Below are 19746 nucleotides of genomic sequence, written 5' to 3'. Positions count from 1 at the left end.
TTGTGACGACGGAGCGAAGAGTGCGCTCAATGTAGACGACGCGAAATTGGCAGGCCAGTGATGTTTATCGAACGGTGACTTCACTTTTGGACAACGCACGCGGGCGGTGGCAATGCCTTGCTCATGCGCTCGATGAACGATTGCAGAAGCGGCGGCAGCTCGCGTCGGACTAGCGTCTGGATTTCGATGGCGCGCTCGCTCGTCGCCAGTTCGGGCACCGGCAACGCGACGAGTTCGCCCGCCGCGAGCCGCGCTCGCACGAAGAGTTCGCCGCCGAACGTCACCGCATCGCTCGCCAGCGTGAAGCCGAGCAGCGTTTCGAGCGTGGCGCTGCTCAGCACGCTCTTGCACGCGACGCCTTCGCGGCTGCAATAGATGTCGATGAGCTTATGCAGCGTCGAATGAATGCCCGGCAACGCAAGCGGATAAGCAAGCAGTTCGCGAAACGATACCTGCGATGCCGGCGCGAGCGGATGCGATGCCGCGACAATCGCGAACACGGGCGAAGGCATGGAGAACGCGACGTGAATGTCCTTCGCCGGACCAAAACTGAAGGTCAGGCCGACGTCGACTTCGGCCTCGCGCACGCGCTGCGTGACGCCGGCAGCCGTATCGACGACGACTTCGAAGCAGGCGGGCGCGACCGAGCGGCGGAACTCCGCCATCGTCTGCGGCAGGAAACCGGCGGCGAAGCCTTCCGTGCACGCGATTCGGATGGTGCGCTCGGTTTCGCCGCGCAGTGCGTCGATTTCCAGCGAAATCTGCTCGGCATCGAGTTGCGAGCGGCGCGCGTAGGCGGCGAGCATTTCGCCCGCCTTGCTCGGCACCATGCCGCGCGACTGGCGCACGAACAGCGGCGTACCGAGTTCGTCTTCGAGGCGCGAAATCTGCCGGCTCACGGCCGACGGCACGACGTTGAGGCGAGTCGCGGCGTCGGCGACCGAGCCGGTATTGACGACTTCGAGAAAGTAGCGGACGGCGGCTTCCTGAAGGATGCGAGCGCTCATCATGTACTCAACGCAATGACCAGGTATCCCGCATCATAGCGCCCGGCTTGCTTACCGTCAGGCTTCTTCCATCGTCGCCAGACGCCGGGTCGCTTCCGGCGCGAGGCGAATCGACAGGCTGCCCCCGAGCGCGAGCAAGGTTGCGGCGATCAGGAAGCCGAACACGGCGTCGTAATTGCCCGTGATCGACACCAGCAGGCCGATCACCACCGGCGCGACAAAGCCTGCCACCTGGCCGCCGAAGTTGACCATGCCCGCGCCCGTGCCCATGAGCTTCTGCGGCAGGAACCTGGTCGGCAGTGCGAACACGCCGGCGAACACGAACGACTTGAAGAAGTAGACGATCGACTGATACGCGATCACGCCCGTCACCGTTTCCGCCGTGTACATCTCGTAGAGGAAGAAGCCGGAGATCGCACAGCACGCGGCCATCAGCCACTTCTCGCGGCCGTCGAACCAGCGCGTGAAAATCCAGCCGGCGAGCGCGGTCGAAATACTCGCGGCCACGAACGGCAGCGGCGTGAGCATCCCGACCGACTTCAGGTCGAGATGGCGCTCGGCCAGCAGGTAGGCGGGCATCCACGCGTCGAGCCCCTTGCTGACGATACCCATGCCGAACCACGTGATCAGGATCTTCCACATCAGCGGCATCTTGAGCAGCGCGCGGGTCGCGGCGCCGTCGACGCGCTTCGAGTTTCCCGCTGCACCACGGGCGGCGGAGGTGTCCTTCACGGCGAAGAGATAGACCAGCGCGAACACGACGCCGGCGACGCCCGCCACGACGAACGCGTAACGCCAGCCGAGCAGCAGGATCAGCGGCGCGATCACGAGCGGCGCGATGAAGCTGCCAACATAGTTCGACGACATCAGCAGCGCGGTCATTTTCGGACGGTCGACCCGCGCGCACGATTCGGTCACGCCCTTGATGGCCGCGCCCGGATAGCCGCCTTCGCCCAGGCCGAAGATGAAGCGGATCGCGATCAGCGACGCGAGCGACCACGCCAGCCCGGTGAGCAGCGTGAACAGCGACCAGAACACCACCGACGCGACGATCACGCGTTTGCTGCCCCAGCGGTCGGCGATCCATCCACCCGGAATCTGCATCGCCGCATAGCCGATGAAGAACGTGCTCATCACGACGCCGAGCGCCGCGGAGCCGACGTTGAACTCCTTGCCGATGGCGACCAGCGAAAGCGCAATCGCGGAGCGATCGATGTACGAAATGCAGTAGCCGAGATAGAGCAGCGCGAACACGGCGTAACGCGCTCGCCGGCTTTGGTTGGCTTCGATCATCGTGAGGTCCGTCGAGAGGGAAGAGGATCGGGGCTCGCGCCGGTGTGGCCGGGTGTGCCCACCACGAGCAGTCGGACCGATGCTAGGCAGCCACAAATGCCCCGACAAGTGACATATTCCGATGGCTTCGTTCCCGAAAAATCACTTTGGCCTGGTGAATCATCGAATGCACGAGTGTGGTCGGGGCTAGCGTGGGCGCTGTCTGGTTGTTGCTGGCGCGGCAAGCTATCTGCAAGCCCTCCCGATACTCAGAAAGCAGTAGACGGCGCCGAGACCCGATGATGCAGTAGGCAACCGCGTATTTGCCCGCCGAATCGGCATGCTTCGCTATGCGGTGTATGTGCCGGAAGCTCGCAAGGACGAGGCGCTGGATCTCCGTGGGTGACGTATGAGGACGGGATGGCAGCGCTTGCCCTAACGCGATGGATCGATGAGGCGCTCCCACACGGTGGTGGCCTCGCTATCGTGGCAGTCAACGATGCGGAGTCGCTGCTGCAATGTGTGCAAGCCGGGCTCGGCCGGTCGTTGTTGCCATGTATCGTCGCCGATCGCACGGCGGAGCTTGCGCGCGTCGACGTTTGGCGTCAGCGACGGCAAGGCGCAATCGGCCGCCGCAATGCATGGCAGGAGCCCAGCCGGATAGCGACTGGCTATCCGGTGCTAGACGTATTGGCTGACACTGACGTATGCAACCAAGACACTGACCCGTGTTTAAACGTCTTTGGTGTCGAATACGAGAAGCTCGACACCGGCCTGGGCGAAATTGGCCAGATCGCCCGCTGTCGCCCGGCCTTCGGGTGAATTGAGTCCCTGTTGCAGGGAATCGATCGAATCAAAGCTCAGGATCGCTGCGAGGTAATACGGGGAGTCCCCTTGCGGGGTCGCTACCGGCCCGGCACTAACTTCATAGCGCCGAAGCCCGGATATCGTTTTGGCAAGAGGCACATGCTTCGAGAAGTAGTGCGCGTCAAATGCGTCCGGGTTTGACGGCGTCTTGTATAGTGCGACGAGCTTTGCCATAGTCATGTCTCCTTGAGTACCCGGCAAGATCGGTGCACGACAGAATGAGCGTCTCGCACTCCAATCTACCGATGGCCGGGATCATGCCGGATTGGTACGGTTTCGCGTAGAGAACCGTCTTACCTTGTTGAGATTTGAGTCTGGATTCTACGCTGGCTGTTAATTCGCATCGAAACCTTTCACGATTGTTGACAATCAGCGGACCAGCGCGAGACAACGTGGTTTTGCGACACGCCTGGCAAACAGCGACTCATGCAACCCATTTGCTGAGTCGGCTGACTGGTGAGCCCAACCGCTAGACCATGAGACTACACTTCGCCGTTGGCCAGCGTCGCTTCGATCCACGCCAGCACTGCCGATACACGCGCGAGGTGCCGCACGTCTGGATGGGCTAACGTCCAGATTTCGCGCTCGAGTAGCGCTGCGCCACCAAAGTCGACGCGCGCAAGCCCCGCCGTGCGATCGGCGACGATACATGGCAACAACGACCGGCCGAGCCCGGCTTGCACACATTGCAGAAGCGACTCCGCATCGTTGACTGCCACGGCAGCGAAGCCCCCACCGTGCGGGGGCCACCTCATCGATCCATTGCGCCTGGGGAAGTGCTGCCATCCCCTCTTCATACGTCGGCTGGCGGGCTCTGGCTGGTAGAAGCGGATACGCCGGACGCGGTCGATCGATTGGTACGGGCCGATCCGTTCTGGCCCACCGGCTTGCGTCGATCCGTTCGCGTGTTGATCAGGAAACAGGTCTTCGCGGACGGCGCACGTCTTTGAGATTGGGTTTCGTCCGACGCAGATCTGCGCAAAGCCACTTTCCAGACACCAGGCAGGTGTGACGCGAACGCCAGGTCGCTCGTGTGTCGATTGTGGTGAATCCAGGGATGCCGTCGAACGACTGCACCTTGCCCGCCCTCTGCCTGCGCAATCGGCGGCACGCGACCTGAAGGAGACCTTTGGTCGTCGCCAAAGCGGCCATTCGCAATGAGCCAAGATGCCGGTAGCAGATGTGCTCAGAGAGGAATATGAACAAAGGGCTGGCTCTTCTACTTATATTGAGTGTCTTGCTAGTGATATTCGCGCTACGTCAGTTCCGCTGGGAAGGCGTGAACTTCTGCAACGGCAGAGGCGGCACATTTGTCTGTGGTCACGGCCGGTGACACGTGCATCGATGCGCAACGGCTGCAAAGGTCCGCATTCCGTCCGACGCGGGCCTCGATTGGTTGCACGCTCAGTGCCCATTCACGATCGGCATAAGCGACCTCATTTGAGCCAGTCACAGAAACTGCTCTATCGTCCGTTGCCTGACCGCAACGAAACGATCACGATTGCTGCTGGCTGTCTGCGCGCAAAAAAAGGCTTGTGCGGCGATATACACCGCTGCCGTACTTCAACTATTACCGGTGAACGCCCGAGGTTCCATGAACGTATGCCGGAAGTACTCGCGTACCGCGTGCATCGCCGGACTTAACTCGGCACTTCTGCGCCATGCGAGGCCCACGCTCATCGGCGGCACCGGATCGCGTAGCTGCATGGTCTCGATGCGCCTGCCCTCCAGCGACCACGGCCGGTACACCATGTCCGACAGAATCGCCACGCCGCTTCCGTTTGCCACCATGCTGCGTACCGCTTCAACGGACGATGTGCGCAGTTTCACATTCGGTCGGTACGGCGTCTCGCTCCAGTAGCGCAAAGCCGTAAAAGCCGCTTCGTCGACGGTCAACATCACGAACGGTTCGGCAGCGACATCGGCAAGCGTAACGTTCTCGCGCTTTAACAACGGGTGTTGTGCACACAGCCACAGGCGCCGCACCGAATGAATGACCGGTTCAAGTACCAACTCCGGATTCGCAACGTTCGATGTGAGCAGCACGGCCATATCGTATCGGTCCGCGATCAACCCCTCTTCTATCGACTCGCGGTTCAACTCGTGCAGTTGGATGGTGAGCCGCGGATAGAGCGTGTTCAGGCGCTGCAGATGATGCGGCAAAAAATAGCCGAGTACGGTGTAGCTCGCGGCAAGCGTCAGGGTGCCCGTAAGCGTGCTTTCGAGGTTCGGAATACGCATTGCCTCATCCACCGACGAAAGGATCGTATACGCCTGGTTGAGGAAACGCCGCCCGGTATTGGTTAAGGTCATCCCGGAAGCTGTGCGCATGAATAGTTGCGTGCCGAGGCTGTCCTCCAGCTCCTTGATAGCATTGGTCACGGCGGATTGCGAAATGGTCAGTTGAATGGCCGCCTGTGAAATCTGACCGAGTTCAGCCGTGGCGACGAAGTATTTCAGCTGCCGGAGGGTCAAGGCCATGAGGTCCACCTGAAAAAAAGATATTGCATCGCGCAATATCTTACCCCCTCAAGTACTTAGAAACGACTCCGGCTCCGTCACCCTTAACGCGTCTGCTGCGCGCCTGATTTCCCCTCGCCTCGGAGCGACTGAAACTATCGAAAAAACAGATAACGTGCCATATAAAAATAGAACTATTTTGGCGGCCGGCGAGCAGATAACGTTCATCCGAACCGGTCTGGCACGCGTCTTTCAAGCTAACCAGGCTGTTGACTCAGGAGAGATTTAGCATGAAAAAGTACAGCGTCGACCTGAATTCCGACACGGGGGAAGGTTTCGGTCCATGGAAAATCGGCGATGGTGTCGATGAGGACATCATGCCTCTCATCAGTTCGGCCAACATCGCGACGGGGTTTCACGCAGGCGATCCAAACATCATGGCGCGTACGGTGCAACTCGCGAAACAGGCAGGTGTCGGTGTCGGCGCGCATCCGGGATTTCGCGATCTGGTGGGCTTCGGCCGCCGCAATATTGCCGAGACGCCACAGGCACTCGTCAACGACATCGTTTTCCAGCTCGGTGCACTGCGCGAATTCGCCCGCCTTTACAACGTCAGCATGCAGCATGTGAAACCGCACGGGGCGCTATACATGCTTGCCGCGCGAGACGAAAACTTGTCACGCCTGCTGATCGGGACGCTTCAGACTCTGGATCCGACGCTATTGCTGTATTGCATGGAAGCGTCGGTGACGTACCGGATCGCGCGTGAACTCGGTCAGCCGGTGATCCGCGAGTTTTACGCCGACCGCGACTACGATCGCAGCGGTTCGATCGTCTTTACCCGGCGTGTCGGACTGCTCGATCCGGCGCAGGTGGCGGCGAAGGTGTTGCGCGCCTGCGTGGAAGGACGGGTGGCCACAGTCGACGGCGACGACATCGACATCGATTTCGACTCGGTCTGTATTCATAGCGACACGCCGGGCGCACTCGAACTCGTCGAGGCCACTCGCGCAGCGCTGAAAAACCACGATATCCGTGTGGCAGCCCCCTCATACACGGTCGCCCGCGAATAGCAGTTACCCCAAGAAACTTGAGGAGCATACCCATGGCACTACACGATATCGTCAGCCCTCTACCCGGCACCTTCTATCGGCGCGCGTCGCCGGAAGCCGCGCCATACGTCGAAGCTGGCGTATCCGTCGAAAGCGGCGCGGTGATTGGGCTCGTCGAGGTGATGAAGCAGTTCAACGATGTCGAAACAAGCGTGGCAGGCCGCATCGCCCAAATTCTTGTCGACGACGGCGAGCCGGTCGATGCAGGACAGGTCTTGATGCGGATCGAAGGGTGAATACGATGAACACGTCGAACACGGGCGGCTCGGTTGGCATGTTCTATCAGCCGAAGCGAATCCGCACGGTGCTGGTTGCCAATCGCGGCGAGATCGCGGTGCGCGTCATCCGCGCGGCGCACGAACTGGGTATGCGGGCGGTCGCGGTGGTCAGCGATGCCGATCGCGACAGCCTGGCCGCGCGCATGGCCGATGAGGCCATTCACATCGGCTCTGCGCACGCGGCGAAAAGCTACCTGAACCCGGCGGCGATTCTCGCTGCCGCACAGCAGTGCGGGGCGGATGCCGTTCATCCGGGATACGGTTTCCTCTCCGAAAACGCAGCATTCGCAGCGCAGGTCGAGAACGCCGGGATGATCCTTGTTGGCCCGTCGTCGAGCATCATTGCAACCATGGGCGACAAGGCGAAGGCGCGAGAAACTGCGCAGCGTGCCGACGTACCGACGGTCCCGGGCAGCAACGGTGTCGTCCTGTCGCTCGACGAAGCACGCGAGATCGCCGCGAGAATTGGCTACCCGGTGATGATCAAAGCGGCAGCCGGTGGCGGTGGACGCGGCATCCGGGTAGCGCACGACGCTGCGCAACTCGATGCTGAATTGCCCCTTGCGCAACGCGAGGCGCATGCAGCGTTTGGCAACGATGGGGTATATCTCGAACGATTCATTGCGCGCGCCCGGCATATCGAAGTGCAGGTGCTAGGCGACGGTAACGACGTTGTCCATCTGTTCGAACGCGAGTGCTCACTGCAGCGGCGCCGCCAGAAAATTCTGGAAGAGGCGCCGTCGCCCTCGCTCACGCCGGCACTGCGCAAGGCGTTGTGCGCGTCCGCGACGCGGCTTGCAAAGCAGGTGGGTTATCGCAGTGCCGGAACGCTGGAATACCTGTTCGACGAAACGCGCGACAAGTTCTACTTCATTGAAATGAATACACGCATCCAGGTCGAGCATCCGGTGACCGAGGCCATCACCGGAATCGATCTGGTGCGCGAAACGCTGCGTATCGCGGACGGCGAACCATTGCGTTTCAGCCAGAGCGATATCGTGGCGCGCGGCGCCGCGCTCGAATGCCGAATCAACGCGGAAGATCCCGAACAGGACTTTCGTCCGAACCCCGGCCGCGTCGACGAACTGGTCTGGCCGGCAGGCCCAGGCGTGCGCATCGATTCGATGCTTTACCAAGGTTACGCCGTACCACCATTCTACGATTCGCTACTCGCCAAGCTGATTGTCTTTGACGAAAGCCGGCCTGCCGCGCTCGCACGGCTCAAGCGGGCGTTGAACGAACTTCGCATCGGGGGCATCAAGACCACCGCGACCCTGCACCGCGCACTGCTTGAAGACGACGAAATTCGCGCCGGCCGTTATCACACCAACTATCTGGAAGCATGGATGACAGACTGGCGTGCCAAACGGGTGGCAGCCACAGCCGGGAACGAGGAGGCGGCATGACGATCCGATACACATTCGGGGGCGATGAGTTCATCTTCGTGGAGATCAGCGAAGACATGTCGCTCGAAGCATTCTTCAAGGGTACCGCGATCACACGCGAACTGCAGCGCCGCAAGGTGGACGGCGTGACCGAAATCTGCCCCTCTAACGCGTCTTACCAGGTTCGCTACGATCCGGACGTGATCGAGCCGGACACGCTCCTCGCGTTGCTCAGGCAGATCGAGGTCGAGGTCGCCGATGCGACGGAACTGGACATCGCGACCCGCATCGTCGAAGTGCCCGTACTCTACAACGATCCGTGGACGCACGAGACACTGATGCGTTTTCGTGAGCGCCATCAGGACCCGGCTTCAACCGACCTCGAATACGCGGCACGGATCAATGGGAAGAAAGATATCGAAGACTTCATCGCGGCGCACTCCGACTCCCCGTGGTTTGTCTCCATGGTGGGCTTCGTAGCCGGCTTGCCGTTCATGTTCCAGATGGTCGAACGCGCCCGTCAGTTGCAGGTGCCGAAATATCTGCGGCCTCGCACCGATACGCCCAGGCTGACAGTCGGCCACGGGGGTTGTTTCGGCTGCATCTACTCAGTGCGTGGCGCGGGGGGCTATCAGATGTTCGGCGTGACGCCCGCACCGATTTTCGATCCGGCACAGCGTCTGGACTACCTGCGCGATTTCATGGTGTTCTTCCGCCCTGGCGACATCGTCAAGTTCAAGCCAATCGATCGGGACACGTACGACAAAGCCGTAGCTGCTGTCGATGCAGGGACTTTTTCATTGCGTGTGCGCGATGTGAATTTCTCGCTCGGAGCATTTATGCGCGACCCCGAGGCCTACAACCGCTCGTTGATCGAGGTGCTCAATGCCGACTAACCCGCTCCACGCCATCGAGGTCGTCAAGCCCGGACTGGCAACATCGGTGCAGGATACCGGCCGGCAGGGGTATTACCATGTCGGCATCCCACCTTCCGGTGCGCTGGATCAGTACGCATTGCGCGCGGCCAATCTATTGGTTGGCAACCCCGAAAGTGCGGCCGCACTCGAATGCACCCTGCTCGGCCCTCAACTTCTGTTTCATGTGGACACGCTGATTGCCGTAACGGGCGCTGAAATGCAGCCCAAAATCGACGGCGTGCCACAGGCATGCAATGTCGCCCTGCGAATCAAGTCAGGCAGCATGCTGACGTTCGATTACGTAAAAGGCGGTGCGCGAGCTTGTCTCGCGGTGACAGGCGGTATTGACGTGCCGATGGTGCTCGGGAGCCGCTCCACTTACACGCTCGGCGCTTTCGGCGGACATGAAGGGCGGCGCCTGCAAAAGGGCGACCGGCTCGGCATCGGGCGCGCCCGAGGACCCGCTCGTGAAGGCACGGAATTGCCCGAGAGGCTGCGTACACCGCTCGCTCGCGAAGTCGAATTGCGCGTGCTGCCTGGCCTCTACCATCACTGCCTGACAGATGAGTCAGCCATCACGTTTTTCGAGGACACGTGGACGGTCGCCCCTGAGGCAGACCGCATTGGTTATCGCTACAGGCAAGGCAGACCGCTCAAGTTTCGCGAGCGCGAGCAGCCGTTCGGCGCCGGCTCCGATCCTTCGAACATAGTCGACGCCTGCTATCCGATTGGCTCGATCCAGGTCCCAGCCGGGCTCGAACCGATCATCCTGCATCGTGATGCAGTGTCCGGTGGCGGCTACGCCACTATCGGCACGGTCATCAGCGCCGACATGGATCTGATCGGGCAAATGCAACCGAACCATCAGGCGCACTTCCTGCCCGTCACCATGACGCAGGCGCTTGCTGCCCGTCGCGATGCTCAACTGCGGCTCGCACGGTTGCGCGAAGTACTGCTGCGCTAGCGCGCAAGCAGCGCATTCACGGGCCGGCTGGATCATGCGCCGGCCCCTTGGTCGCTAATTGAATTTTCGGGAATCCGATCGTGCAGCGCCGCGCGCCGCACGCGGGCGCGTGCGTTCGCCCATTTTGCGCCGTACTTGTGGTCTTTCTTTTACATGTCGCCACGGCACCGAGCATGGTCGCTATCACGGCGTCATTCCCAAACCTGCAGATTTATTGAGGAGTACGATCATGGCCAATCTGACACAGGAATCAGCCGAAAGCGATCTCGATCTATCAACCGTTGCCATACCTGAGAACGCACGCATGCCGGCGTTTTCCCTCACAATGGCCTGGTGGGCGGTTTGCAGCGCGGTGTTCTACATTGTCGTCGGCGCAACGCTCGCACTCAATTACGGTGCGCGAAACGCATTGATCGGAATGGCGCTCTCGGTGGTGTCGTACGGTATTGTCAATTCCATTATCAGCCGCTATGCGATTCGCACCGGCCTGTCCGTCGCGCTGTTTTCGCGGGTGTTGTTCGGCAGCGCAGGCGCCGCGCTCGCCACATTGATCTTCTTCGCGACCGCAGTCTATTACGCGGTATTCGAAGGATCCGTGATCGCCGTTGCGGCGCATAGCCTGTTTCCTGCGCTCGACTACCGATGGGCGGCGCTGATCGTCGTTTGCTACAGCGTGCCGCTCGTGTTCGGCAGTGTGCAGCACTGGCTCGACAAGTTCAACGGCGTGCTGTTGCCTTTCTATCTGCTCGGACTGGTCGCTGCCGTCGTGCTTGCTACACATGAATACGGCTACAACGCAGCGTGGCTCGACTTCGGCCCGAAAGACAGCACACCGGCCAACGGCTGGTGGAGTTGTTTTGTCTATTACATGGGCGTCTGGGTGCTGATGATGTTCACCTTCGACTACGCCCGCTTTGGTCGAAAGGAGGACGCGGGTTACCACGGCCGCTTCAACTTTGGCATGCCGTTCTATCTGATCACGTTTCTGCTGAACGGAGCGGTCGGTATCTATCTGGTCAGCACGATTCCTGGCCTCGGCACGCTCTCGGAAGTATCCGTGGTACTTGCGCTGCTCAAGCTGATGGGGATCTGGGGCCTGCTGTTCGTGTGGGTCACGCAGTCGCGCATCAACACCGCGAACTACTATCTCGCGGCCATTAACATGCAGGCTTTCTTTCAGAAAGTGGCGGGCCTTCGCGCGCCGAAATTCGCGTGGGTACTTGTCGTCGGCGCCGTTGTTTATGCTTTGATGATGGCCGACGTATTCTCGAAAATTCTGCAGGCCCTGGCGTATCAGGGAATCTTCGTGGTCGCCTGGGTCGGTGTGGCGCTCGCTCACATCCTTTCAGCACGCTACGACGAATTGATCGGCGGCGAAATCGAATGCCGCGATTCGCATGTGCCTGCCTTCAATCCAGGCGGACTGACCGCATGGTTTGCCGGTGCGTTCGCCGGCCTTGTATTGATGAATGTGCCGGGACCGGTGCAGTCGTTCTCCGCGCCAGCGAGCTTTGTCGTGTCATGGCTTGTGTATCGGAGCATGCTCACTTCGGCTAAGCGAACGTGGTTTGTACGTGGCTAGAACATAGGCCGACCTCGAAGGCGGCCAGGCCGCCTTTCAGAAACTTATATCTCGGGGTTTTTACGGCGCACTTGGCAGTCGGGAACAGGTGACGGCCTGCGGGGCCTCGCCGACCCCACGCCATTTGGGTTTTTCGCGGTAACGATCAAGGGGCGAACGTTATCGACATGTGAAGTACGGCTTGTGTTGTGACTCATAGAATTGATCAGCGGCGGACGGATGGGTTCCGCGAGCACGCTGCATTTGCCCTTTGATGATTGTATGAATCGGTTCGATGCCGGCCAGCAGGATCCGGGCACGGCGGAAAGTCTTGAACCCCGGCATGGGCCGCACGCGCCGCCTGATCGCCCGGTGATCCTGCTCGACCACGTGGTTCAGATATCTGCACTGGCGGATCTTGATGCGCGCTTCACGATCGGCATTGATCGCTTCGAGCGCAGCGGGATTGGTGCCGCTTTTACCGAGGCTTACCGTTTTAAGCACGCTGTTGCGCGCGATTGCTTTCTCTCCAGTGCCGGCAGCAGCTTGTTGGCCTAGCGGTGCACGATCGAATGATCGACCGCAATGCCGCGCTCAGCCATCATTTCCTGAAGATGACGCGAGCTCAGCGGATAGGCCACCTACCAGCGCACGCACGTCACGATCACATCGAGAGGATAATGCGGCCACTTGAGCACTCGGGTCACCGTCGGAATTAACGTCTTCATCACGCTTTCAATCGTTCGTGTCGTTTGTCACCTCATAGCGGATCGCCTTACCGCAACAGAGCCAGACCATCGCTACATCAAGTCGAGGACCGATGTCACGCTCGGCTTCAAACGTTTCAGGAGCGCCGCGATCACTCTTTCAGACATTGAGTTGATGCATCGCATTCGCAAAGGCCAATTCAACTCGCGAAGCTCGGTCTCAAAGATACTGCTGCGCCCGCCGTCTGGAACACTGTCCTGTCTGCCCAATAAGACCTCGTTTATCAGAACCCGTCTCTTCCAGACCCCTATTTGCACCCGACCCTCGTCCATCACATGACAGCCGTACGCCACTTCAAACCTGGGGAGGCCTATTGCGAAAATGGAGTCCGACCATGAAACGGTCGAATCGTATGTTCACAACATTACATGATCCAAAAAGAGATACTTTTCGGCTGCCCTGGGCCGCTGCGCTCATTGTTGACGGGCGTGGAGGGATACGGCCTTAGCTGGCAGGGTTTTCCGGCTGATAAGCAGCCGAATTTCAAAATCAGGAAGCAACCTCACTTTGCAATTGTTAACTGTGTGCGCATAAGTTTGTCGCTACCATTCGTTATGCCAGTTACATTGCGTTACGTTTAGTTGCATGTTGCGGTGACGCTGGCAACTGCGTTTTCGGATGTCCTGGCGCGGGACCGTTTCAACGATGCACGATCGGCGGGAGCCGATTTTGACGAGCGGGTGTCGTCTTCATCGCCTGTCTGATCGGAGGCCAAAATTCAGCTGACTACCCGACGTATATTGATAGCAGTCCTGATAAATTAGAAGAAAAATTCCAATGCGCAATTCCGGCTGAAAGTGTGCGGTTCGTGAGCGCTGACGGATGCTCGACCGGTGGTGCTCTCTCACGTTATTCGCCACGGGAAGCTGCATTGCAATTGAGCACGACGCTGGAAATTCTCGTGCAACCAGTTCTCCTCAGGTGGCAGGTACGCGGACTCAGTTTCACAGCCGTTGCTTCGTTTTGTTCGAAATTTCTATTTAATTTATGCGTCGGGAGATGCTCTTATGTCGCTCAACAAGATCCTGCTCGCCACCGCTTTGCTCGGCACTGCTGGCGTGTCCCTTCCCGCCTCCGCCGCCGGCCCTGCCACGGCCACCTTTCAGGTGATGATCACTATCCAGCAGGCGTGCTCCGTGACGGCTGGCGCTGCCTCCAACATCAACCTCGGTACGGTGAGTTCCACTGCAGTGAACACCACCGGCAGCAACACCATCAGCGTGACCTGTTCGAAGACGACGCCATACTATGTTGGCCTCGCGCCGTCAGCGGCCAACGGCGGCACCACCACTGGTAGTGGTGCCATGAGCACGGCCGATGCGCTGGCCGGCAACACCGACAAGGTCCCGTACCAGTTGACTTCTACTCCGGGTCCCGCAGGTACGCCATGGGGCAATACCGCAACCTCTACATCGGTGGGCAATGGCGTGGCCGGGACCGGCACAGGCCTCGCGCAATCACTGACGGTTTATGCCACTGCCGCGAGCGCCAACTTCACGCCGGACAGCTATGCTGATACTGTTACTGTCAACGTGAACTTCTGACCCTCCGTCATGAAACGCACCCGGTTGCTGCATGCGCTGTGCAGCGGTCTGCTCGTCAGTTTGCTGGCAGCAGGTGGAGGTGCCGATGCAAGCGGTTTGCAGGTGGCACCCACCACGCTCAGCCTGAAGCCTGCGCAAAACGCCGATGGGTTGTGGCTCAGCAATACCGGCGAAAGCGTGGTGCATGCACAGGTGCGCGTATATCACTGGACGCAGGATAGCCAGGGCGATCAACTCACTGAGTCTCGCGGCCTCGTGATCAGCCCGCCAATGCTGCAGTTGGCAGTTGGCGATCGCCAATTGGTCCGGGTCATCCGGGTGGGTGCGCCACCCACTGGTGCGGGCGCGGTGGAAGATGCTTACCGGTTGGCAATCGACGAGTTGCCAGTCGATGCGCAAGGCAAGCCGGGGTTGCAGTTCGTGCTGCATTACTCGGTGCCCGTCTTCATCCAGCCTGCCGGAGCGGCTGCCGCTCCGCCACAACTGCAATGGAGTCTACTGCGTGATGGCGACCATGTGATGCTGCAGGTGAGCAATCACGGTGGCAGCCATGCCCAGCTGGCAGGCCTGAGTTACGTCGACACCATGGGTCGCCGTACCGACATCACCCCGGGCCTACTTGGCTACGTTTTAGCGGGCGCAACCATGCGCTGGATGCTGAAGCCATCCGCCGCGATCTTCGCCGCTGGCGGCACTCTTGAGGCAATGGTGAATGGCGAGAAGGCCACGCAAAACCTGTCTCTGGCCGACCGTTCTCACTGAAGCCATCCTGCTGCAGAGCCTGCTCGTATTCGGGGCCCATGCTGCCGATACAGTCACGTCGGCCGGCTCTGCAGCTAATAGCGCGCAGCTCACCGATAGCAGTGACAGCGTGAGCCGTCTCGGCGGTACCGACCTGTACCTCGAGGTCACCCTCAACGGTGCCCAGGGTGGTCTGGCCCATTTCGGCTATCTCGACGGCGAGCTATGGGCGAGCATCGCAACCTTGCACGAGCTCGGCTTTGCGCTGCCGTCCAGCACACCCGATCCGGTACGCCTGAATAGCCTGAACGGGGTGCAAGCGAACTACGATGCCAGCCGCCAGGCGGTGGCCATCAGCGCGCCCCTGAGCATGCTCAAGCTGGGTACGACGGTGCTCAATGCACCCGAAAACAGTCGCCCCCACGCAACCGCCTCGCCCGGCATCCTGTTGAACTATGACATCTTCGGGACCGAGGGCCAGCAGGGCAGCAGCCTGAGCGGGTTCACGGAACTGCGCGCATTCAACAGCAGTGGCGTATTCAGTTCGACAGCACTCTCGCAGGCCATCCATATCAACGGCGCGGGCTGGCAGAACAGTTCCGTGCGTCTGGATACCAGCTGGAGTACCTCGTTTCCCGACAGCCTGCTGACGTTGCGGCTCGGTGACACGTTGACGGACGCGTTGTCGTGGTCGCGCTCCACCCGCATCGCAGGCGTACAACTGGGCACCAATTTCACGTTACAGCCCTATCTGATCACCGCGCCGCTACCGGCCTTCTTCGGTTCGGCCACGCTGCCCTCGAATGTGCAACTGTTCATCAACGGCATGCAGCAATACAGCGGCCAGGTGCCGGCCGGACCGTTCCAGCTCAACACCATCCCCAACATCAGCGGCGCCGGCAACGCGCAAGTCGTGCTGACCGATGCATTGGGCCGCGCCACCACCCTTAATTTCTCGTTGTACAACGAACAACAATTGCTGAAGCAGGGCCTCTCCGACTGGTCGGCGGAATTCGGTGTCGTGCGCGAGAACTATGGGCTGACCTCTTTCAGCTACGGCCATGATCCCGTTGGCAGTGGCACGTGGCGCTACGGTGTCAGCGACCACCTCACCGTTGAAGCACACGCCGAGGGTACCAGCAAGCTGATCAACGGCGGCGCGGGCGCCGCCTTGCTGCTGGGCAGCGCCGGCGGTGTAGTTTCCGCGTCTCTGGCGCAGAGTGCGTATGCGGGTCATAGCGGCTCGCAGTACGGGCTGGGCTACAGCTGGCGCAACGACCGCTTCAACTTCAGCGTCAACGGCATTCACACCCGGGGCACATATACCGATGTGGCCACGCTCTATGGGTCGCCGCCGCCCAGCGTCAGCGGACAGGTGGTCGCCGGCTACAGCACCGAGCATCTGGGCAGTTTCGGCGTGAGCTACGTGCAACTGCGTTACCCACAGCAGGATGCCACGCGTTTTGCCACTGCCTACTGGTCCAAATCCATCGGGCGGTCGTTATCGCTGAGTCTCAGCTTCAATCAGAATATAGGGAACGCAGCCAGTCGAAGTATGTTTCTGGTGGCCACTATCGCACTGGAACACGACATCACGGTGAGCAGCAGCGTACAGCGCAACGGCAACAGTACGGGATTCGTCGTCAATGCGAGCCAGTCACCGCCCAGCGAGGGGGGCTTCAGTTGGCGCGCTGCCCTGCGCCAGGGCAATGATCAGAATGGCGGCCAGGGTGAAGTTGATTATCTGGGGCGCTATGGCCAGTTGCAGGCAGGCGTCAGTTCCATCGGCCAAACCCGCTACGGGTACGCGGGCGCCACCGGCGCGCTGGTGCTGATGGGCGGTGGCGTCTTTGCTACACGGCAGATCAGCACGGGTTTCGCCGTGATATCCACCGATGGCATTCCTCACGTGCCGGTGAAGCTCGAGAACAATCTGATCGGCACGACCGACAGCCAGGGCCTGCTGCTGGTCTCGCCGCTGAATGCCTATCAGAACAACCAGCTCAGCATTGATCCCATGGATTTGCCCGCGAACGTACGGATCGATCGCGTCAAGGCGCTCGCAACGCCCACCGACCGCGCCGGAACGCTGGTGCGCTTTGGCATTACCCCGATACGCGCCGCCTCGATAATCCTGCATGACGACAGCGGCCAGCCCCTGCCACTCGGAAGTCGCGTGACCATCCAAGGCCAGGCCGACAACGGTTCCATGACCGGTTTCGACGGCACGGTCTACCTGGACACCCTGGGCGAGCACAATACGCTCATCGTTCACACTCCTACAGGAGTGTGCCGGGCAAGTTTTGACTACCACAACGTGAGCGAGACCATTCCCACTCTCGGTCCGCTCCTTTGTCGCAAGGACATCTCCCCATGAGCCACCGCTGTCAGTGCACGCTACTGCTCATTCTGATGCTGCTGATCGGCGGCCTTGGCCTGCCGCACCCGGCTGAAGCCCAGACCGTCAGTTGCGCCAACCCCACCGTCAGCAACGTTCAGTTCGGCACCGTCGACTTCACGACCGGCACCCTCAATGTCAGTGGCTCGATCGGGTGGTCCTGCACCAGCACGGGAATCCTGGGTCTCCTCCTGTCGCCTCAGGCAAACATTGTCATGTGCCTGAACCTCAATACCGGCACTGGTGGCACCCAGGCCAACCCGCGCCTTCTCAGCAACGGCAGCAACACCCTGCAATACCAGCTGTATGCCAATGCGACGCATAGTCAGATATGGGGTTCCACGGCGACCTCAGCGACACCGATACCGATAAGTATTTCCGTAGCCATTCCAGCCGGGCTGATCCTGTCGACCACGATCACCGGCCAGACCCCATTCTATGCACAGTTGCCTGGCGGACAGACGACTGCGCCGGTCGGTACTTACAACAGTACGCTCTCCGCGACCGTCAACGGTTCCTACAACACAAACACGAGTACGCCACCAAGTTCCTGCACGAGCGGTCCGAACGCCCTCAATCCCGGGAGTGCAGCATTTGTCGCGTCGGCAACGGTGCAGAAGGCCTGTGTCGTTACCGCCAACAACGTCAACCTTGGTGCAGTTCCCTCGACCGCCGTCAACACCACCGCCAGCAATACGCTCAGCGTGACATGCACCAATGGCACGCCTTTTTTCGTGGGCCTGGCGCCTTCAAATGGCAACACCGCAGGCGCCGGCGTCATGAAGGGCACTCGCAGCGGCAACACCGATCAAGTGCCTTACCAGCTCAGTTCCACACCCGGTCCCGGCGGAACGCCGTGGGGCAACACGGCGACCTCGACGACGGCAGGTAACGGTAAAGCCGGTAGCGGAAGCGGTTTGGCCCAGTCGTTAACGGTCTACGCAACCGCACCCAGTGCTAATTACACGCCAGACAGTTACTCCGATACCGTTACTGTCAATGTGAACTATTAGATTTACCTTACGAAGGCTTAAGTCGATCGCCACGCTTTCTCGTCTGGAGCTTCCCCCAAGTCAACACCAACCCGCGTGACTTCAAAACACCGAAGTTCAGTGCGCAAATTCAATTGTAGTCCTGAGCAAAGTATGCAAAACGTTTTACCTGCGCTCGATAGTACGTATGGGAAGCTGCGCAGGCCGCGCGTGATGAAGGCATTGAACTGCAGGTGATCAAACTGGAGCAGGCAAGAAAGAGGTTGTACTGCTGCCTCGACGGTGGGTGGTCGAGCGCAGCTTTGGCTGGCTCGACCGCTTCCGCCGCGGCCTCGGGACGGGGAAGTCCCTTTCATTCTCTAGTCGCAGATCCCGATTCAGTAGCAGATCCCGATTCCTTCAATTCGGGATCTGCTACGTGAGCCCACGCTGCGCGTGAGCTCACTACGACTACCACTTCCAGCCTACACCCGCGTTGATACCGACGTCGTGACCCGTAGTCGAAATACCCGCGCCATAAGACCACCTCCCGTTACCGGACAAACCCTTGAAGTTCATGGCGACAGCGCCATAGCCCTTATACTGGCCAATCCCGGCACCCAATTCCTGCTCACCCGGAGCAAGCGTCGGCATGTACGTTCCGGACATAGCCATGGCCATTGCGACACCAGAGTACGCGGCACGGGCAACGTTATTCACGTTGCTCTGGACGCCCTGCAACTGCGACATGTTCACCGCGTCGGTCGGGTTCACACCGGCTGCGACATTGGTGATACGCCGTTCGTTACCGGGTGAACCGACCGAGACCGTGTTGTCCTCGTTGGCAACCGAACCAGCGCCCAGCGCAACCGAGTTCACGCCGGTGGCCTGCGCCGATGCACCAAGTGCGACCGAGTTGTTGCCCGCTGCGAGCGAGCTGTCACCAATCGCCACGGTCGGATCACCCGTCGCCTGCGCGTTATAGCCCATAGCAACAGCACCTGCTACCGACGCAACCGCACGGAAGCCAATCGCGGTGGTGTTGACGGCGACCGCCTGGCTATTTGAACCGTACGCGGTGGCACCGTTGCCCGCTGCCGTCGAACACAGGCCCGTCGCCGTCGAGTCCATACCGCTTGCAGAACCGCACGTTGCCACGTTGACTGTCTTTACTTGCGTGCCAGATCTGCCGAGCGTTTGAGCAGTGCCGTCACCGTTCGATGCCCCCTCCAGCGTCATACCGACGGTGGCTCCCGACGCAGTAGCATACTGACTTGCACTCAGGAGCGGGGCTACCGAAGTCGACAGCAACGCTACGCTGCTATTGGTCGTACTCAAGCCCGTCGACAGACTTGCGACATTGCTGTTGGTCGTCGAGAGTCCCGTTGACAATGAACTGAAACCCGTCGAAGTCAAAGTGGACAGCGACGCCACATTGCCGTTGGTCGTCGAGAGACCCGTCGACAGCGACGTCACATTGCTGTTGGTCGTCGAGAGACCC

General features: G+C 60.3%; 16 protein-coding genes and 3 pseudogenes. 12 read left to right on the top strand and 7 right to left on the bottom strand.

The annotated features are described in order from the left end of the window. Positions 1-80: 80 nt before the first annotated feature. From BN2475_RS19950 to BN2475_RS19925, 5 genes are all read right to left on the bottom strand, one after another. The gene (locus BN2475_RS19950) at positions 81-1007 is read right to left on the bottom strand and encodes a LysR family transcriptional regulator (RefSeq protein WP_162844491.1); all 927 of its coding nucleotides are present in this window, start codon (positions 1005-1007) and stop codon (positions 81-83) included. Between the two features lie 57 nt (positions 1008-1064). Then, the gene (locus BN2475_RS19945; RefSeq protein WP_094781226.1) at positions 1065-2300 is read right to left on the bottom strand and encodes an MFS transporter; all 1236 of its coding nucleotides are present in this window, start codon (positions 2298-2300) and stop codon (positions 1065-1067) included. A 711-nt stretch (positions 2301-3011) separates the two neighbouring features. Further along, positions 3012-3320 (bottom strand): EthD family reductase, encoded by a 309-nt coding sequence (locus BN2475_RS19935; protein WP_094781334.1) that lies wholly within the window; start codon positions 3318-3320, stop codon positions 3012-3014. A 308-nt stretch (positions 3321-3628) separates the two neighbouring features. Continuing rightward, positions 3629-3901 (bottom strand): LysR substrate-binding domain-containing protein, encoded by a 273-nt coding sequence (locus BN2475_RS33695; protein ID WP_159444584.1) that lies wholly within the window; start codon positions 3899-3901, stop codon positions 3629-3631. Between the two features lie 808 nt (positions 3902-4709). Next, positions 4710-5627, bottom strand: a complete 918-nt coding sequence (locus tag BN2475_RS19925) for a LysR family transcriptional regulator (protein WP_094781223.1) — start codon at positions 5625-5627, stop codon at positions 4710-4712. A 269-nt stretch (positions 5628-5896) separates the two neighbouring features. Between BN2475_RS19925 and BN2475_RS19920 the strand changes: the two genes are divergently transcribed. The 6 genes from BN2475_RS19920 to BN2475_RS19895 all read left to right on the top strand — a co-directional run bounded on the left by BN2475_RS19920 (position 5897) and on the right by BN2475_RS19895 (position 11844). Then, complete coding sequence (locus tag BN2475_RS19920) at positions 5897-6679, top strand: 5-oxoprolinase subunit PxpA (protein WP_094781222.1); 783 nt, start codon at positions 5897-5899, stop codon at positions 6677-6679. 32 nt (positions 6680-6711) lie between these two features. After that, positions 6712-6954 (top strand): acetyl-CoA carboxylase, encoded by a 243-nt coding sequence (locus BN2475_RS19915; RefSeq protein WP_094781221.1) that lies wholly within the window; start codon positions 6712-6714, stop codon positions 6952-6954. A 5-nt stretch (positions 6955-6959) separates the two neighbouring features. Continuing rightward, positions 6960-8402: an acetyl-CoA carboxylase biotin carboxylase subunit gene (locus tag BN2475_RS19910; RefSeq protein WP_245841427.1), complete on the top strand. Its 1443-nt coding sequence runs from the start codon at positions 6960-6962 to the stop codon at positions 8400-8402. Next, positions 8399-9277 carry a 5-oxoprolinase subunit B family protein gene (locus tag BN2475_RS19905; RefSeq protein ID WP_094781220.1) on the top strand — a complete coding sequence of 293 codons (879 nt, stop codon included), beginning with the start codon at positions 8399-8401 and terminating at the stop codon, positions 9275-9277. Before BN2475_RS19910 ends, BN2475_RS19905 begins: the two co-directional genes overlap by 4 nt. Continuing rightward, positions 9267-10262, top strand: coding sequence for a 5-oxoprolinase subunit C family protein (locus tag BN2475_RS19900; RefSeq protein WP_094781219.1), 996 nt, complete (start codon positions 9267-9269; stop codon positions 10260-10262). The genes BN2475_RS19905 and BN2475_RS19900 overlap by 11 nt, the downstream gene beginning before the upstream one ends. A gap of 229 nt (positions 10263-10491) precedes the next feature. Next, positions 10492-11844: a purine-cytosine permease family protein gene (locus BN2475_RS19895; protein ID WP_094781218.1), complete on the top strand. Its 1353-nt coding sequence runs from the start codon at positions 10492-10494 to the stop codon at positions 11842-11844. 159 nt (positions 11845-12003) lie between these two features. Here BN2475_RS19895 and BN2475_RS19890 read toward each other — a convergent pair. Next, positions 12004-12551, bottom strand: a pseudogene (locus BN2475_RS19890) (DDE-type integrase/transposase/recombinase). 58 nt (positions 12552-12609) lie between these two features. Between BN2475_RS19890 and BN2475_RS36555 the strand changes: the two are divergent. The 6 genes and pseudogenes from BN2475_RS36555 to BN2475_RS35660 all read left to right on the top strand — a co-directional run. Then, positions 12610-12803, top strand: a pseudogene (locus tag BN2475_RS36555) (IS6 family transposase); the annotation flags it as partial. Between the two features lie 795 nt (positions 12804-13598). Next, on the top strand, positions 13599-14135 hold the full coding sequence (locus BN2475_RS19880; protein ID WP_094781217.1) for a Csu type fimbrial protein: 537 nt from the start codon (positions 13599-13601) through the stop codon (positions 14133-14135). A gap of 9 nt (positions 14136-14144) precedes the next feature. After that, the gene (locus BN2475_RS19875; protein ID WP_094781216.1) at positions 14145-14897 is read left to right on the top strand and encodes a fimbrial biogenesis chaperone; all 753 of its coding nucleotides are present in this window, start codon (positions 14145-14147) and stop codon (positions 14895-14897) included. Further along, complete coding sequence (locus BN2475_RS19870; protein WP_094781215.1) at positions 14848-17253, top strand: fimbria/pilus outer membrane usher protein; 2406 nt, start codon at positions 14848-14850, stop codon at positions 17251-17253. The genes BN2475_RS19875 and BN2475_RS19870 overlap by 50 nt, the downstream gene beginning before the upstream one ends. Then, positions 17250-18287, top strand: a complete 1038-nt coding sequence (locus BN2475_RS19865; protein WP_094781214.1) for a Csu type fimbrial protein — start codon at positions 17250-17252, stop codon at positions 18285-18287. The genes BN2475_RS19870 and BN2475_RS19865 overlap by 4 nt, the downstream gene beginning before the upstream one ends. A 170-nt stretch (positions 18288-18457) precedes the next feature. Further along, a pseudogene (locus tag BN2475_RS35660) lies at positions 18458-18594 on the top strand (transposase); the annotation flags it as partial. A gap of 122 nt (positions 18595-18716) precedes the next feature. Here the strand turns inward: BN2475_RS35660 and BN2475_RS19855 are convergent. Next, positions 18717-19746, bottom strand: a 1030-nt coding sequence (locus BN2475_RS19855) for a YadA family autotransporter adhesin (RefSeq protein ID WP_174642002.1), incomplete at its 5' end; no start/stop codon positions are given.

It is taken from the genome of Paraburkholderia ribeironis (assembly GCF_900019265.1).
GTDB classification, from domain to species: Bacteria; Pseudomonadota; Gammaproteobacteria; order Burkholderiales; family Burkholderiaceae; genus Paraburkholderia; species Paraburkholderia ribeironis.
Note: the sequence above shows the minus strand (reverse complement) of the source record. Positions and strands in the feature narration are given on the sequence as shown.